This is a genomic window from uncultured Sphingomonas sp. (assembly GCF_937871615.1).
Classification (GTDB): domain Bacteria; phylum Pseudomonadota; class Alphaproteobacteria; order Sphingomonadales; family Sphingomonadaceae; genus Sphingomonas.
Map to the genome: position 1 here is coordinate 103,607 of NZ_CALMPA010000023.1, position 16,011 is coordinate 119,617.

A 16,011-nucleotide genomic window follows, 5' to 3' on the forward strand; every position below is an offset into this window, starting at 1 on the left:
CCGCAAGCGCAGCGTACTAAAGGTACGTGAGCACCGAAAAGCGCGGGAAACCGCCATTTGCAGGCCGGCATGGGTTGAATGTCGCGTCGGCCCTAAGGATGCGCCCTAAACGGCGGCGATCAACGCCCGCGCGGCGGCGCGATCGAGCGCGGCCAGCGCGCCGCCCTGGAAGCGCGGGTCATGGCTCACCTCGCCCACCGTCCACGCCGGAATCGGGATGCCCGCCAGCGCGGCGGCGTCGGGCGCCTCGATCTCGGCAAGCACCAGCCCATCGAGGTCGCCCGCGAAGACATCCACGCCGAATTCCGCATCGCCCGCCATCACCGGATAGCGTCGCTTGACGATCGGGCGACCGGGCAGCGATGCGAACACCGCATATTCGCTCGCCGTCAGATAGGCGTTGACCATCGCGCGGGCGAGCGGATCGGCCGCGTCATATTTCTTCGCGAGCTTGTGGGCGATCTCGCCCGTCGCGCTGTCGGTCATCCGGCGCAGGCGGATGCGCGTGGCGGAAATATACAGGTCTTCGATCAGCATGTGATCGCGCGGAAGCGGCGGCAGCAGCGCCGGATCGACGCGAAACCGCCGCTCCCGCTCGATATGGCTGTATTTGGGCGCGGCGGCTTCGTCCGCGCCCGTGCGCATCTTCACCGCGTCAGCTTCTTGTAGGCCAGCCGCGTCGGGCGGTCGGCGGCGTCGCCCATGCGGCGGCGCTTGTCTTCCTCATAGCTTTCGAAATTGCCCTCGAACCATTCGACATGGCTGTCGCCCTCGAACGCGAGGATGTGGGTGCACAGGCGATCGAGGAAGAAGCGATCGTGGCTGATGACCACGGCGCAGCCGGCGAAGCTTTCCAGCGCCTCCTCAAGCGCGCGCAGCGTTTCCACGTCGAGGTCGTTGGTCGGCTCGTCGAGCAGCAGGACGTTGCCGCCCTCCTTCAGCATCTTCGCCATATGCACGCGGTTGCGCTCACCGCCGGAAAGCTGGCCGACCTTCTTCTGTTGATCCGGCCCGCGGAAGTTGAACGCGCCGACATAGGCGCGCGTGCCCAGTTCCTGCTTGCCGAAGCGGAAGATATCCAGGCCGTCCGAAATCTCCTCCCACACATTCTTGTTGGGATCGAGATCGTCGCGGCTCTGGTCGACATAGCCGAGCTTCACCGTCTGGCCCACCTCGATCGTGCCGCCGTCGGGCTGCTCCTGCCCGGTGATGAGCTTGAACAGCGTCGATTTGCCCGCGCCGTTCGGCCCGATCACGCCGACGATCCCGCCTGGCGGCAGCATGAAATCGAGGTTCTCGAACAGCAATTTGTCGCCATAGGCCTTGGTCAGCCCCTTGGCCTCGATCACCTTGCCGCCAAGCCGCTCGGGGATCTGGATCAGGATCTGCGCCTTGCCGACGGCGCGGTTTTCCTGCGCGGCCATCAGTTCGTCGAACGCGCGGATACGGGCCTTGGATTTGGTCTGGCGGGCCTTGGGGGTCTGGCGCATCCAGGCGAGTTCGTCGGCGATCGCCTTCTGCTTGCCGGCCTCCTCGCGCTCCTCCTGCTCCAGCCGCTTGGCCTTCTTCTCCAGATAGCCCGAATAATTCGATTCGTAGGTGTAGTAACGCCCGCGATCGAGTTCGAGCACCCAGTTCACCACATTGTCGAGGAAGTAGCGATCGTGGGTGACGAGGATGACGTTGCCGGTATATTCCTTGAGGAAATTCTCCAGCCACGCCACGCTTTCGGCGTCGAGGTGGTTGGTCGGCTCGTCGAGCAGCAGGATATCGGGCTTTTCGAGCAGCAGGCGGCACAGCGCCACGCGGCGGCGCTCGCCGCCGGAGAGGTTGGTCACCGCGCTGTCGGACGGCGGGCAGCGCAACGCCTCCATCGCCTGTTCGAGCTGGCTGTCGAGGCTCCAGCCGTCGGCGGCGTCGATCTTCGCCTGAAGATCGCCCATTTCCTCCATCAGCGCGTCGAAATCGGTATCGTCCTTGGGATCGCCCATTTCGGCGGAAATCGCGTTGAACCGCTCGATCATGCCCACCACCGGGCCGGCGCCGAGCCGCACGTTCTCGATCACCGTCTTGGTGGGGTCGAGCTGCGGCTCCTGTGGCAGATAGCCGACGCGGATGCCCTCCGCGGCCCAGGCCTCGCCGCTGAATTCGGTGTCGATCCCGCCCATGATCTTCATGAGCGTCGATTTGCCCGCGCCGTTCGGGCCGATGATCGCGATCTTCGCGCCCGGAATGAACTGCAGGTGGATATTGTTGAGCACCGGCTTGTTGGCGCCGGGGAAGGTCTTGGTCAGACCCTTCATGACATAGGTGTATTGCACGGCCATGGCGGTTCGGTCGCTCCGTCGATCAGGTCTTGTCTGCTGGATTTGGGCGCCATGTAGGCGCCCGCGCGGCGGTTGGCAATTCGGGCGGGCGGCGTGTCAGCGGCTGCGGTCGATCTCGCATCCCACGGCGGCATCGGGATAGACATCGGGCTTCATCGAGCGGACGCGCACCCGCCGCACGCGCGCATCCTCGAAGCACAGGGCCGCCACCGCCTCCACCAGCGTTTCCTGGAGCGCGAAGCCGCGCTTTTCGGCCAGCGCGCGAATCCCCTCGCGCACGAAATCGTAATCGAGCACCTCGCCGATTTCGTCGCAGCGCGGCGGCTGGGGATAATCCACCGTCATCTCCACCGTGAGGCAGACCCGCTGCGGCACCGCTTCATGGGGGTGGATGCCAAGCTGCATCCGCAATTCCAGCCCGTCGAGTATCGTCGTATATTCAGCCATCACGCCCTTCGAACATCACATCGCCATCGCGTTTCAGGAATCGTTGCCCGCAATCGACGAACAGATTCTGGCCGGTGACGCTCGGCGCGTCGAGCAGATAGACGATCGCGCGCGCCACTTCCGCCGCCCCCACCGGGCGCCCGAGCAGATTGGCCCGCGCCACGCGATCGAACTCCGCCGCGCTCTGATCGCCGCTCGGCAGCGTCAGCCCCGGCGATACGGCATTGACCCGCACGCGCGGCGCCAGCGCCTGCGCCATCATCTCGGTCGCGCCCGCCAGCGCATATTTGGTGAGGCTGTAGGAGAAGAAATCCGGATTCGGATTGGCGATCTTCTGATCGAGCAGGTTGACCACCGCCCCATCCTCCAGCCCCGGCTGCGCGGCCAGCGCCTGTGCAAGCAGCGCGGGCGCCACGCAATTGATCGCATGGAGCCTGAGCGCGAGCACCGGATCGACCCGCTCCGGCCGGTCGAACGCGAAGACCGACGCGCTGTTCACCAGCCCGTCGATCACGCCGCCCGCGGCATCCGCGGCGCGGGCGAACAGCGCCGGCACCCCCGCCAGATCGGCGAGATCGCCCGAGACGATCGCCCCGCCTGTTTCGCCCGCCAGCGCCTCCGCCTCGGCCCGCGATGTCCCGAAATGGATCACCGGACGGTGCCCCGCCGCCGCGACCGCGCGGGCGATCGCCGCGCCCAGCCGCCTGGCGCCGCCGGTAATCAGGACATTGCGCTGCATCAGCCGCCCTGCCCCATCAGCGCCAGCACCTCCTTGCGGCTACGCTCGTCATCGCGGAACACGCCCATCATCCGGCTCGTCACCATCGTCACGCCGGGGGTGCGCACGCCGCGCGCCGCCATGCAGGCATGGCTCGCCTCGATCACCACGGCGACGCCCTGCGGCTCCAGCCCGTTCCAGATGCAATCGGCGACTTCCGCCGTCAGCCGCTCCTGCACCTGAAGCCGCCGCGCATAGGCATGGAGCACGCGCGCCAGCTTCGAAATGCCGACGACGTGATCCTTCGGCAGATAGGCGATGTGCGCCTTGCCGATGATCGGCGCCATGTGATGTTCGCAATGCGACTGGAACGGAATGTCCTTCAACAGGACGATTTCGTCATATCCGCCCACCTCCTCGAACACGCGCGAAAGGTGGCGCGCGGGATCATCGGCATAGCCGGCGCAATATTCGCGCCATGCCCGCGCCACCCGGTGCGGCGTGTCGATCAGCCCCTCGCGCGTCGGGTCATCCCCCGCCCAGCGCAGCAGCGTGCGCACGGCTTCCGCTACGGCATCGGGCACTTCGATCTTGCCGTCCGGCCCCAGCCGGTCGTTGGGGGTTCTGTCATTCACGTCCTTCTCCCTGAACCATCATACCGCATTTGCGAAAAATACCTGACAATAGGTCGGCAATTAAGTCCTTCAATGCAACTGTTTCCTTTCCACCACAGTCGCATAATCTCGTTTGCCGCCATGTCGTAATTTCGTTTGACTGTGCAAATTCCCGAGGGTTAGTCTCCATACCGCACCATCAAACCCGCGAAACCGGCAATAGACCGGCGCGGACCGTAGGAGGGGGATGCATATGACCAAATCCACGTTGCTCGCCGCGTCTGCTTTGACGTTGGCCTTTGCCGCTCCCGCCTGGGCACAGGAAGCCCAACCGGGAACCGGCACGATGCCGCAGGATATCGTCGTCACCGCGCAGCGCCAGTCGCAAACGCTGCAACAGGTGCCGATCGCGGTTTCGGCCTTCACCGCCGAGGCGCTGCAAAAGCAGCAGATCGACAACGCCTCCGATCTGCAACTTACCCTGCCCAACATCACCTTCTCCAAGGGCAATTTCACCGGATCGAGCTTCACGATTCGCGGCATCGGCGATCTTTGCGTCGGCATTTCGTGCGACGCGGCCACCGCGATCCATCTGAACGGCTCGCCGCTGCTCGCCACCCGCATCTTCGAAACCGAATATTTCGATCTCGAACGTGTCGAGGTGCTGCGCGGGCCGCAGGGCACGCTGTTCGGTCGCAACGCCACATCGGGCGTGGTCAATTTCATCACCGCAAAGCCCCGCACCGATAAACTCGCCGCCTCCGGAGAGGCGGAATATGGCAATTACAACTCCGTTCGCGCCAAGGGGATGGTCAACATCCCACTCACCGACACATTGGCGGTGCGCCTCGCGGGCTTCTACCTAAATCGCGATGGCTATACGAAAAACGTATATAACGGCCAGAAGCTTGACGGGCGCGATATGTGGGCGGTGCGCGGCTCGATCCGCTGGGAGCCGACGATCGACACCACCGTCGAATTCATCGGCAACTATTTTTACGAAAAAGACAATCGCCTGCGCATCCAGAAGCAGCTCTGCCAGACGGACCCGACCGGCGTGCTGGGCTGCCTCAACAACCGGCTCGATGCGGGCCGCGTCAACAGCAACGCGACGCTCACCGGCGTGCTCGGCAGCGTCCAGTTGCTGAGCGTCAAGGGTATTCCGGCGCCGGGCAATTTCGCCCTCGGCTCGGTCTATGGCGCGGACAGCTATACCGGGAATCCGATTCTGCCCGATGTCCGGCAGGTGTACACCGCATACACCCCGTCCTATCGCACCAACGAATTGCAGTTGCAGGGCCGCGTCGAGCACAATTTCGGCTCGATCAAGGCGCAATTGACCGGCTTCTATCATGAAACGCTGGTCGATTCGTCGCAGGATTATAACCTTGGCGTCCAGAACCGCGCGCTGATCCAGCCCGCGCTCAACAATCTCGCTGCGGCGGCGGGCGGCGCCTATGGCCCGGCGGTCGGTGCCTATCTCACCCCTCTCGCCAAGGCGCTGATGCCGAACGGCCCCACCGGCGTGTTGTGCGCATCGCAGCCGGTGGACAACGGCATGGGCGTTTTCGGCGGGCAGGCGAATTGCAGCAACGTGCCGCTGGCGTTCGACCGTTCGGATCAGAAAACGCATGACTGGTCGGCGGAAGGCATCATCTCCTCCAATTTCGATGGGCCGTTCAACTTCCTGCTCGGCGGCATCTACGTCCACGGAACGGTTCGCAACGGCGATTATTACGTCAACGCGTTCGGGCTGGATTATATCAGCGGCCTGCTGGGCAGCTTCACGTCGCTCGGCGCCGGCGCCCCGCCGTCCTATCTTGCATCGCCGTATTTCTATAACAACACCGCGTCGTTCACGCTCAAATCCTACGGGATTTTCGGCGAAACCTATTATGATGTGAACGACAAGCTCAAGCTCACGATTGGCCTGCGCTATAACAATGACAAGAAGAACGTGGCCTCACGGTCGACTCTGGCGACCTTCCTGACACCTTATGGTCAGACGGGAAGCGCGTTCAACTCGCCGATACCGGGCGTCCCGCCATATAATCTTCAGAATGTCGGGTTCGATCGTGTCACCGGGCGCGCCGTGCTCGATTACAAGTTCAGCAAGGATCATCTGCTCTACGCATCCTATTCGCGCGGCTACAAATCAGGCGGCTTCAATCCGCCGGTGCAGGTGCCGGGGCTGACGGTGCCGTCAACCTTCGCACCGGAACAGGTCGACGCCTTTGAAATCGGCTCGAAAAACACCTTCGATGGTGGCCGCTTCACGCTGAACCTCACGGGCTTCTACTATAAATACAAAGGCCTGCAGCTCAGCCGCATCGTCGCGCGGACGTCGGTGAACGACAATATCGACGCCAATATCTACGGCGTAGAGGCGGAAGCCTTCTTCCGCCCGGCGCCCGATTGGTCGATCAACATGGCGGCAAGCTATCTTCACACGAAGGTCACCACCTCCAAACAGTTCGTGAACCAGCGCGATCCGGGTGGCGGGCGTTCGGATGCGGTCATCATCAAGGATATCACCAACGCGTCGAACTGCGCGGTGATCCCCAATGTCGCGGGCAACGCGGCGGCCACCAATGCGTTCGTCACCATGGCCAACAGCCTGATAAGCCCGACGCTCCAGGGGCCAACCGCGTTCCCGGCTGACGGCAATATCAAATCCACCGGGGCGTTCAGCGTCTGCTCGGCGCTCACCAGCCTCGCCAAGGGGCCGCTGGCGGGCTATGGCGTCCAGGTGCTGGCGGATGGCGTCACACAAAGCATCCAGGGCAACGAACTGCCGCAGGCGCCGGTGGTGAAATTCTCCGCCGGCATCGAGAAGACGTTCGACTTCTCGAACGGGATGAGCATCGTCCCGCGCTTCGACATCACCTATACCGGCGAAAGCTACGCCAATATCTTCAATGGCCGGATCAATCGTATTCAGGGCTATGAAGTCGCCAATGCCCAGATCCAGCTCAATGGCGTCGCCGATCGCTGGTTCCTGCGCGGCTTCATCCAGAATATCTTCAACAACAATGCCACCACCGGCGCGTATCTCACCGATCAGTCGTCGGGCCTGTTCACCAATATCTTCACGCTCGAACCGCGCCGCTATGGCGTCGCGGCCGGGTTCCGGTTCTGAGCCATGGCGATCCCGGTCCGCTCGCGCGGGCCGGGATGTCCAGCGATTCACCGCACAGGCACCGCGAAACCCCTCCACCGTCACGCTAACACGTGACATTGTGGAAAAGGCGGCGCACAAGCGTCGCGCGCTCCAGAAGGCGTGATTCCGAAAGAAGCCCCTCAACCGGCGCAACAGGAAGGAATATAATGGCTACGACTACCAAGAGCGGCGGCATCCACGCCCCCGTCCAGCCCTCCGCGGAGTTGGGCGCGATCGTCGGCAACGACAAGCTGCCCCGCAGCCAGGTAATCAGCAAGGTGTGGGAATATATCAAGTCGCACAACCTGCAAAACCCACAGAACAAGCGCGAAATCATCGCAGACGAAAAGCTGAAGAAGGTTTTCGGTCGGGACAAGTGCACGATGTTCGAGATGAACAAGTACATCTCACAGCACGTTAAAGCCTGACAACGCTGCTCGGCGCCGGTCGACCCGATCGGCGCCGATTTTCTACTACGTGCCGCTCCGCTCAATGGCCCGGATACTATTGCGAATGAGCGTGCGTTCAAAAAGTGGCGCGTGGTCAGCAGCCGTAATTATATGCGCGCGCCGCGCCGATGTTGCGCAATCACGGGAAAAGCTGGCGTCCCCGAGAGGATTCGAACCTCCGACCTGCGGTTTAGGAAACCGTTGCTCTATCCTGCTGAGCTACGGGGACTTGCCGCTTCCGGCCCTATAGGCTGCTCCGGGCGCGGTCAATTGAGCGGATCATGCACTCCTCCGCGACCCGGCGTCACCGCGCCGAAACGAGCGCGAGAAGGCACAAGACAGTCTCGACCTACGCACCAGGGCCGGAGCCACCCGCTTTCGGGTCAGTTCAGCGTCTCCGGCCCCTGCGTCGCGAATGGAAGTGCTGCGACGGGCACACCTTCATCGACCAGCGCCTTCGCCTCTGCCGGCGTCGCCTGCCCGTGAATCGCGGCATGTTCGCGCTCGCCGAGGTGCATCGAACGCGCCTCCTCCGCAAACCGGCTCCCCACCCAGCGCGAACCCTCCAGCGCCTTGGCCTGCGCCGCCGCGAGCGTCGCGAGCGCCTGCTTCACTTGCGCGGGGGAAGGTGTTGCAGCGCGATCGCCCTTTGGTGAAACGCGCGGGGCCATCACCGCCTTTGCCACATCGCTGGCGCCACATATCGGGCAGGCGATCAGCCCCTTGCGCCGCTGATCCTCGAACGCCTCCGATGAAGCGAACCATATCTCGAAGACATGTTCCGCCGGGCAGCGCAAATCAAAAACGATCACGACATCACCTCGACCGGAGGGATTGCCCGCCGATGCGCGATCACCGGAACACGCGCGCGCACCAGATCAATCGCGGCCAGATCAAGGTCTGCAAAGCCGAGGCCGGGCGCATCCTTCATATCGAGCAACACCTCGCCCCACGGATCGACCACCAGCGAATGCCCGTATGTCTCGCGGCCATCCTCATGCGTTCCGGTTTGCGCCGCGGCGATCACGAATGCGGCGAACTCGATCGCTCGCGCCCGCATCAGCACATGCCAATGCGCCGCACCTGTCGGGCGAGTGAAGGCCGCCGGAATGCTGAGCAGCGTCGCGCCGGCGTTGCTCAGCGCGGCATAAAGGCCCGCGAAACGCAGATCATAGCAGATGCTCAGCCCCATCCGGCCAAGCGGCGAATCCGCCACCACGGCTGACGCGCCGGGAGCGTAAGCAGCCGACTCGCGCCAGCGTTCGCCGCTTGGCAGATCAACGTCGAACAGATGAAGCTTGTCGTAGCGCGCCCGTATCTGGCCCGCCGCGTCGATCACGAAACTGCGGTTGACGAAACGCCCGCCCTCGCCGCCGCGCAGCGCGAGCGAACCCAACTCGACCCATATCCTCGCCTCCGCCGCGGCGGCACGAACCGCGCGGAGCACGCGATCTTCCCCCTCATCAACGATCGCGGCGCCCGCCCGCGCCCGATCGCGATCGAGCAGGCCGGACATCTCGGGCGTGAACAGCATCACCGCGCCAGCACGCGCAGCGGCATGGACGGCATCGACCAGTTCCGCCGCATTGCGCACCGGATCAACGCCGGTCGTCATCTGGGCAAGCGCGATCTTCACGGCGCGAGCAGCGGGCCAAGCTTCCCGTTCGCCTCAAGCGCGGCGAGATCGTCCGATCCGCCAACATGATGGCCGTCAATGAAAATTTGCGGAACGGTGGTGCGCCCGTTCGCGCGCTCCAGCATCTCGGCGCGCTTCGGCCCGCCGAGCGTGATATCATATTCGACGGGTTCGACGCCCTTGTCCGCGAGCAACCGCTTCGCGCGCACGCAATAGGGACAAAAAGCCTTGGTGTAGATTTCGACATTCGCCATGCCCGATGAATTGTGGTCCACCGCCAGGCTTGTCAATGCGGCTCCACGTCATCCAGCACGCGCGCCCAGCATAATATCGTGACCGAGGCAGCGCCCGCCGCAAGCAGGATCGCGGTGGCCGCGTTCGCGGTGGCGCCGCTGGTGTGCACATCATCGACCAGCACCACCGCGCGCCCGATGACGCGATCCTCACGCCCCGGCACGATCCGGAACGCCCCCCGCAACGCAGCCCGGCGCCCGCGCGCACCAAGCCCGCGCAGCATCGGCGTGGCGCGGATTCTTTCCAGCGTGCGATGGTCCTGCGCAAGCGCGGTCAAGCCGCCAAGCGCGTTCACGATCAACCCCGCCTGATTGTATCCGCGTCGCCACATCCGCCAGCGATGCAGCGGCACGGGCACCAGCAAATCCGCCTCCGGCGGCACCAATCGCGCCATTTGCCGCGCGATCGTTTCCGCATATGCCGCGCGGCCGCCATATTTGAGCTTCAGCACCAATGCCCGCGCGACATCGCCATAGGCGACCGCCGCACGCACGCCGCTATGCCGAGGGGGCTCCGCGAGACAATTGCCACATCGCGCGCCATCGCCGCGAGCGAACGCGAACGGCGCATTGCAGGCCGCGCACCATGGCGGGCCGATGAAACGAAGATCGCCCCAACATGCCGCGCACAGCCGATGATCCGCCGCCGTTACCGCGCCGCAGCCAGGGCAGCGCGGCGGCAGTGCCAGCGCGAGCATCCGCCGCATCGCCTCACGCATCGCATCCCCCTTTCCCATCCGCCCTTGTCCCGCCGATCGCGTGGGGGCACAAGCCGCCGGTCGCGCGGCTTTCGCGCGAACCGCCTGACAGGACCGATTTCGCCATGCGCCCGCCTGAAATCTTCGATCGCGCCGCACGCCGGCTGCGCCGCGATCGCATCGCCGCATCCTATGCCGGGCATGATTTCCTGCGCGCCGCGATGATCGAAGGGCTGGTCGATCGGCTGGGAAGCGTGAAGCGCGAATTTCGCGACATACTCGATCTCGGCAGCTTTGGCGGAGGCTTGCAGTTCCCCGGCGCACGGATCACGCGGCTCGATGCGGGGCGGCGCTTTGCCGCAATGTCCGGCGGCGTACAGGCGGATGAGGATCGCCTGCCCTTCGCCGATGGCTCGTTCGATCTGATCGTATCGGCGGGCGTGCTCGATACGGTCAATGATCTGCCCGGCGCGCTGACGCTCGCGCGACGCGCATTGCGACCGGACGGTCTGTTTCTTGCCGCCTTCGCCGGTGCCGGCAGCCTCTCCACGCTACGCGCCGCGCTGCGCGAAGCGGAGGGCGATCGCCCAGCGCCGCGCATTCATCCGCAAATCGACGTGCGCGCAGCCGGAGATCTGCTGGTGCGCGCCGGGTTCGCGCTGCCGGTGGCGGACGTGGAGATTCTCGACGTGCGCTACGGCAGCCTCGGGCGACTGCTTGACGATCTGCGGGGGATGGGCGCCGGCAATCTGCTCGCCGAGCGCCGGGCGATGCGTCGCGATGTTCTCGCCCGAGCCGCCGCCGCCTTTGCCGCGAAAGCCGATGCGGATGGCCGAACGACCGAGCGTTTCGCAATCCTCTATCTTACAGCCTGGGCGCCCTCGCCCGATCAACCAATGCCCGCGCGTCGCGGCAGCGCGACGGCTTCGCTAGCGGCGGCGATCGGAAAGAAGAATTAGCCCCGATCGCCCAGCGCCTGCGCCGCCGCCCAGCCGCTCGCCCACGCCCATTGAAAATTGTAGCCACCCAGCCAGCCGGTAACGTCCACCGCCTCGCCGATGAAATGAAGGCCCGGCACCGCACGAGCCTCCATCGTCTGCGATGAAAGCGCCGCCGTGCTCACGCCCCCGGCGGTTACCTCCGCCTTGGCATAACCTTCCGTGCCATTCGGCGCGAACCGCCATACGGAGAGCATCTGTTCGGCAGCGGTCAGCTTCGCATCGGCAAGATTAGCGAGGTCGCCCGCCAGCCCGATCCGATCCGACAGCACCACCGCCAGCCGCTCGGGCAGCGCCTTGCCGAGCGTTCGGGCGAGCGTCGCGCGCGGGGTCATCCGCTTGGCTTCTCTCAGCCAGCCCGGCGCGCGATCGGGCAGGAAGTCGATGCCGATCGCCTCACCGTGCCGCCAATAGGACGAGGCCTGGAGGATCGCCGGGCCGGAAAGGCCGCGATGGGTGAATAGCGCGGCTTCGCGGAACGCCGCCTTGCCGGCGCTGGCGACCACCTCCGCCGACACGCCCGACAAGGTTCGGAACAATTGCTCGTCGCTGCCCAAGGTGAGTGGCACCAGCGCCGGGCGCGGCTCGACCACCTTGAGGCGGAACTGGCGCGCGAGATCATAAGCAAATCCGCTCGCCCCCATTTTCGGGATTGATGGCCCGCCCGTCGCCACGACAAGCGCCGCCGCCCGCGCCGTTCGCCCGCCCCATGTCACGCGGAAGCGCGCATCGGCGTGGTCGATCGACGTTATCGGCTTGCCCAGCGCCAGTTCCACCGCGCCGGAATCGCATTCGTCGAGCAGCATCTCCACGATCTGCCGCGCCGAGCCATCACAGAATAATTGCCCCAGCGTCTTTTCATGCCACGCGATGCGATGACGTTCGACCAGTTCGAGGAAATCGGCAGGCCGGTAACGCGCGAGCGCCGAACGCGCGAAATGCGGATTCGCGGAAAGGAAGCGATCCGGCGTGGCGCCGATATTGGTGAAATTGCACCGGCCACCGCCCGAGATCAGGATTTTCTTGCCCGGCCGATCGGCGTGGTCGATCAGCAAGACCCGCCGGCCACGCTGCCCCGCGACCGCCGCGCACATCAGCCCGGCCGCCCCCGCGCCGAGCACGATCGCATCATAATCCCCGAGCGACATTGGCGTGGTTCAGTGAAGCTTCGCGATCGAAAGCCCGTCGATCTTGGCCCGCTCCTTCACCGATTCCTCGCTGCGCGTCAGCGCCTTGGCTATCGCCTTCAGCGCCATGCCCTTCTTTGCGAGCGTATGGAGTTTCTGGATTTCATCGGGGCGCCACGGCTGGCGATGTCGTTCGAAGCGTTCGGCCATGACGCTCTTTACGATCCGAACTCGATTTGAACAACGGCGCGGCGCTGGTCTCCGGGCGCGATATAATTATCGTTGCATATATAATTCTATTTCAATATATTTATTGACGTTGGCAAGCGTCCGCGCACCGGCGAGACACGGTCACGAAGATGACCGGATGAATTGGGGGGATATGATGGACGGGAAATCCGCCGCACGAATTGCCGGGGCGCTCGCCAGATGATGGCCGCGCCGATGCGCGTTGCGCGTCGCACGGGGCGCTGCTGATGGCCACCCCCGATCCCGTGCTGGCCGAACTCAACGCCCGCCCGGTGCCGGCCTGGTATGAGGACGCGAAGTTCGGAATTTTCATTCACTGGGGCGCCTTCGCCATTCCCGGTTTCGCGCCGCGCGTCGGCTCGATCGGAGAGGTGTTCGCGAGCGACTATGATCGCGCCGTCGCCCTGGCGCCCTACACCGAATGGTATTGGAACGCGATCAAGGTGCCGGGGACGCCTTCGGCCGAGTTCCACGCCGCCAATTACCGCGACGCGCCATATACGGATTTCAAGCAACCGTTCGAAGATGGCCTGAAGCAATGGGATCCCGCCGCATGGGCGGAAGCATTCCGCGACGCGGGTGCGCGTTATGTCGTGCTGGTCACCAAGCATCACGACGGCTTGTGCCTTTGGCCAAGCGGGATCGCCAATCGACACGAGAAGAACTGGAGCACCAGGCGCGATATCGTCCGCGAACTGGCCGATGCGGTTCGCGCTGCGGGCCTGCGCTTCGGCGTTTATTATTCCGGCGGGATCGACTGGACCTTCAACCGGCGACCGATGCGCACGCTTGGCGACTTCCTCGCCTCCACGCCCGGCAGCGATTATCCAGCTTATGCCATGGCGCAGGTGCGTGAACTGATCGAGCGATACGAACCATCAGTGCTCTGGAACGACATTTCGTGGCCGACGCGCCCTGGGCCATTATATCAATTGTTCGCCGATTATTATCGCGCGGTGCCCGATGGCGTGGTCAACGATCGCTGGGTCGCCACCAGCCTTCGGCGCGATCTGCTCAAAATTCCGCTGGTGCGCCGCTATGTCGATCGCAAGATCAAGGCCGCGATAACCCGATCGGGCGCCGAGCAATCGAAGGGAATCATTCCGCCGCCGGTGCCGCATAGTGATTTTCGCACCCCCGAATATGCCGCCTTCAGCGAAATCCAGGCCAAGAAATGGGAATCGACCCGCGGCATGAGCCATTCGTTCGGCTTCAACCGGAATGATACGGACACCGATTACGCCAGCGCCGAGACGCTGATCCATGATTTCATCGACGCGGTGGCGCGCAACGGCAATCTGCTGCTGAACGTCGGCCCACGCGGAACCGATGCGTCGATACCCGGCGAACAGCTAAACCGCCTCAAGCGTTTCGGCGCATGGCTGCGCGCGAACGGCGGAGCGATTTACGGCACCCGGCCATGGACACGATCCGATGGCGAAACCGATTGCGGACAGGCCGTGCGCTTCACCGCGGCCAAGGGGCGCCTGAACCTGATCCTCAAGGGGCCTGTCTCGTCGATGCAAGTGGCTGTGAGGAACCTGCCGATTACAGGCCGGGCACGCCGCCTTGATGACGGCAGCCCGGTGACGTTGCAGGCGCGGGGCACCGATTTGCTGCTCACCTTCGCCAGCCCTTGCGCCGACCCGATCGGCACCGCGATCGCGGTTGAGACATCCGATGGTGCGGCGCCGATAACATAAGGAACTGATGGCCGGCACCGCGCACGCTCCCGCATCCCTCGATCGGGCATTTGTCAGCCGCCTGACGCCCCCATAAGGACTATCGCGGCGATAAGAGGACGTGCCCCGTGATTCTTGAACAGGCCCGCGCGACGTTGACGGCGATTTTCGCGCCGCTCCCTATTGATCGCTTTTTCGACGAACTGATGGGAAAGTCCCTCGTCGAATTGCCCGGCGGGCCGGATCATGCCCGGCGGCACCTGTTCGGCGCCGATCCCGCAAAGACCCTCCTGCAAGCCTTTGCCACCCACGGCGATCAACTCGCCTGTCACGCCGAATCGCCGACCGGCCCGCCGCCGCGCCCACTGCCGGTTGACAGCGAAGCCGCCTTTCACGCCTCGATCGCGGCGTTCCACGCGCGCGGCTACACCGTGCGCATTCCGGACGTTACCGCCCTGTCGCCCGCGCTCAGCCAGTTTACCCGCGCGCTGGAATTCATGCTCCACCAGCCCGTCAAAGCCTCGCTGTTCTGGAGCGCGAATGCCGCACGTGCGCCGATCCATTATGATGATAACGACAATATCATCATTCAGTTGGCCGGGCGGAAAAGGTGGCTCATCTCGTCCGATCCGAGCGATCTGCACAACGCCTGGCGCGATGTCGCGGAGGTGCAGCCCGCGCTCGGCAATTATCGCACGATCGACCTTAATCCGGGCGACTTCCTGTATGTGCCGCGCGGCACGCCGCATACGGTGCATTCGCATTCGGAATCGCTGCACCTCTCGATCATTTTCACGCCCGTGACGCTCAGGGATGCCGTGATCGCCGCGCTCGACCATCTGTCCGATCAGGATCGAACGCTGCGCGAAGGCGCGCTCGGCAGAATCGACGCGCCCGCCGACCGGGCGGCCCTATCGCAAAACATCGCAGCGGCACTGGAGCGTTTGCTTCAGGCAACCCGCTCCACCGATTTCGTCGACGCGGCGTTGCAGCGCCGTTCGTCACGCACGATCGGAAGCATGGCGAAGCTTGCGGGCGGATCGCCGGCGCTCCCGCTCTCCGCGTCCTCAATCGTCCAGCATAACCCGCTGGCGATGTGCTATATGCTGGCGACGCCCGCGATGATCGACTTCTGCCAGCCGGGCGAGCACATCAACATCCATCGCGGCGTGGAGGAGGCGTTGCGCTTCATCAGCGCCACCCCAATGTTCCGGATTGCGGATCTGCCCGGCGAGATCCCCGATGAAATCCGCGTCGCACTCGTCGAGCGACTGATGACGAGCGGATTCCTCGAACATCCGACCGGGCCGGACTGACGAGTTCCGCTCGCGCCATTCCCGGACACGGCTTCACCCCCCGCCAGATGGAGGGAGAAGACCAATATCGCACCCAAATGATTGAACTACCGAAGTTTCCCGCATGCGGGCGGAAGACGATAAATGGCGCCATCCGGACTGGATCGCTTGTCGATAGCGGATGGCAAGGGAACGATATGGCCGGATTTTCCTGAACAGGGTTCGGGTGCGCCGATTGCCGCGCGCCGGCTGGCCGAGGCCAAAAAAAGGGGCGCCGATTGCGCGGCGCCCCCGATAGAGTTGGACTGACCGCCTTCG

Annotated in this window: 16 protein-coding genes and 1 tRNA gene; 5 read left to right on the forward strand and 12 right to left on the reverse strand. The window is 64.3% G+C overall.

Translation table 11 applies throughout. The features are described from left to right. Positions 1–105: 105 nt before the first annotated feature. The 5 genes from Q0316_RS06715 to folE all read right to left on the reverse strand — a co-directional run bounded on the left by Q0316_RS06715 (position 106) and on the right by folE (position 4,127). Positions 106–645: a hypothetical protein gene (locus Q0316_RS06715; RefSeq protein WP_298670905.1), complete on the reverse strand. Its 540-nt coding sequence runs from the start codon at positions 643–645 to the stop codon at positions 106–108. Positions 646–647: 2 nt separating this feature from the next. Next, a complete protein-coding gene (gene ettA / locus Q0316_RS06720) occupies positions 648–2,327 on the reverse strand; it encodes an energy-dependent translational throttle protein EttA (protein ID WP_298670767.1) in 1,680 nt (559 codons plus the stop codon). A 96-nt stretch (positions 2,328–2,423) separates the two neighbouring features. Beyond that, positions 2,424–2,774 (reverse strand): dihydroneopterin aldolase, encoded by a 351-nt coding sequence (locus tag Q0316_RS06725; protein WP_298670768.1) that lies wholly within the window; start codon positions 2,772–2,774, stop codon positions 2,424–2,426. Further along, positions 2,767–3,513 carry an SDR family oxidoreductase gene (locus tag Q0316_RS06730; RefSeq protein ID WP_298670769.1) on the reverse strand — a complete coding sequence of 249 codons (747 nt, stop codon included), beginning with the start codon at positions 3,511–3,513 and terminating at the stop codon, positions 2,767–2,769. The genes Q0316_RS06725 and Q0316_RS06730 overlap by 8 nt, the downstream gene beginning before the upstream one ends. Beyond that, the gene (gene folE / locus Q0316_RS06735) at positions 3,513–4,127 is read right to left on the reverse strand and encodes a GTP cyclohydrolase I FolE (RefSeq protein ID WP_298670770.1); all 615 of its coding nucleotides are present in this window, start codon (positions 4,125–4,127) and stop codon (positions 3,513–3,515) included. Before folE ends, Q0316_RS06730 begins: the two co-directional genes overlap by 1 nt. Positions 4,128–4,359: 232 nt before the next feature. Between folE and Q0316_RS06740 the strand changes: the two genes are divergently transcribed. Together Q0316_RS06740 and Q0316_RS06745 are read left to right on the forward strand one after the other, a co-directional pair. Continuing rightward, positions 4,360–7,245: a TonB-dependent receptor gene (locus Q0316_RS06740; RefSeq protein WP_298670771.1), complete on the forward strand. Its 2,886-nt coding sequence runs from the start codon at positions 4,360–4,362 to the stop codon at positions 7,243–7,245. Between the two features lie 188 nt (positions 7,246–7,433). Next, entirely contained in the window at positions 7,434–7,694 is a 261-nt protein-coding gene (locus tag Q0316_RS06745) for an SWIB/MDM2 domain-containing protein (protein ID WP_298670772.1), read from the forward strand. A gap of 173 nt (positions 7,695–7,867) precedes the next feature. Here the strand turns inward: Q0316_RS06745 and Q0316_RS06750 are convergent. The 5 genes from Q0316_RS06750 to Q0316_RS06770 form a co-directional block, all read right to left on the reverse strand. Beyond that, positions 7,868–7,944, reverse strand: a tRNA-Arg gene (locus Q0316_RS06750). Between the two features lie 154 nt (positions 7,945–8,098). Further along, the gene (locus Q0316_RS06755; RefSeq protein WP_298670773.1) at positions 8,099–8,527 is read right to left on the reverse strand and encodes a DUF1178 family protein; all 429 of its coding nucleotides are present in this window, start codon (positions 8,525–8,527) and stop codon (positions 8,099–8,101) included. Next, a complete protein-coding gene (locus Q0316_RS06760) occupies positions 8,524–9,351 on the reverse strand; it encodes a carbon-nitrogen hydrolase family protein (RefSeq protein ID WP_298670774.1) in 828 nt (275 codons plus the stop codon). The genes Q0316_RS06755 and Q0316_RS06760 overlap by 4 nt, the downstream gene beginning before the upstream one ends. Next, a complete protein-coding gene (gene grxC, locus Q0316_RS06765; protein ID WP_298670906.1) occupies positions 9,348–9,605 on the reverse strand; it encodes a glutaredoxin 3 in 258 nt (85 codons plus the stop codon). The genes Q0316_RS06760 and grxC overlap by 4 nt, the downstream gene beginning before the upstream one ends. A gap of 32 nt (positions 9,606–9,637) precedes the next feature. Then, entirely contained in the window at positions 9,638–10,363 is a 726-nt protein-coding gene (locus Q0316_RS06770; RefSeq protein WP_298670775.1) for a ComF family protein, read from the reverse strand. A 104-nt stretch (positions 10,364–10,467) separates the two neighbouring features. Here Q0316_RS06770 and Q0316_RS06775 point away from each other — a divergent pair, with 104 nt between their 5' ends. After that, positions 10,468–11,301 carry a methyltransferase domain-containing protein gene (locus Q0316_RS06775; RefSeq protein WP_298670776.1) on the forward strand — a complete coding sequence of 278 codons (834 nt, stop codon included), beginning with the start codon at positions 10,468–10,470 and terminating at the stop codon, positions 11,299–11,301. Here the strand turns inward: Q0316_RS06775 and Q0316_RS06780 are convergent. Together Q0316_RS06780 and Q0316_RS06785 are read right to left on the reverse strand one after the other, a co-directional pair. Continuing rightward, positions 11,298–12,488, reverse strand: a complete 1,191-nt coding sequence (locus Q0316_RS06780; protein ID WP_298670777.1) for an NAD(P)/FAD-dependent oxidoreductase — start codon at positions 12,486–12,488, stop codon at positions 11,298–11,300. The two genes, Q0316_RS06775 and Q0316_RS06780, sit on opposite strands and share 4 nt — an antisense overlap. Before the next feature lie 9 nt (positions 12,489–12,497). Beyond that, positions 12,498–12,677, reverse strand: coding sequence for a hypothetical protein (locus Q0316_RS06785; protein WP_298670778.1), 180 nt, complete (start codon positions 12,675–12,677; stop codon positions 12,498–12,500). Between the two features lie 266 nt (positions 12,678–12,943). Here Q0316_RS06785 and Q0316_RS06790 point away from each other — a divergent pair, with 266 nt between their 5' ends. Beyond that, a complete protein-coding gene (locus tag Q0316_RS06790) occupies positions 12,944–14,419 on the forward strand; it encodes an alpha-L-fucosidase (RefSeq protein WP_298670779.1) in 1,476 nt (491 codons plus the stop codon). A 107-nt stretch (positions 14,420–14,526) separates the two neighbouring features. After that, entirely contained in the window at positions 14,527–15,714 is a 1,188-nt protein-coding gene (locus Q0316_RS06795; protein ID WP_298670780.1) for a cupin domain-containing protein, read from the forward strand. Positions 15,715–16,011 lie beyond the last annotated feature (297 nt).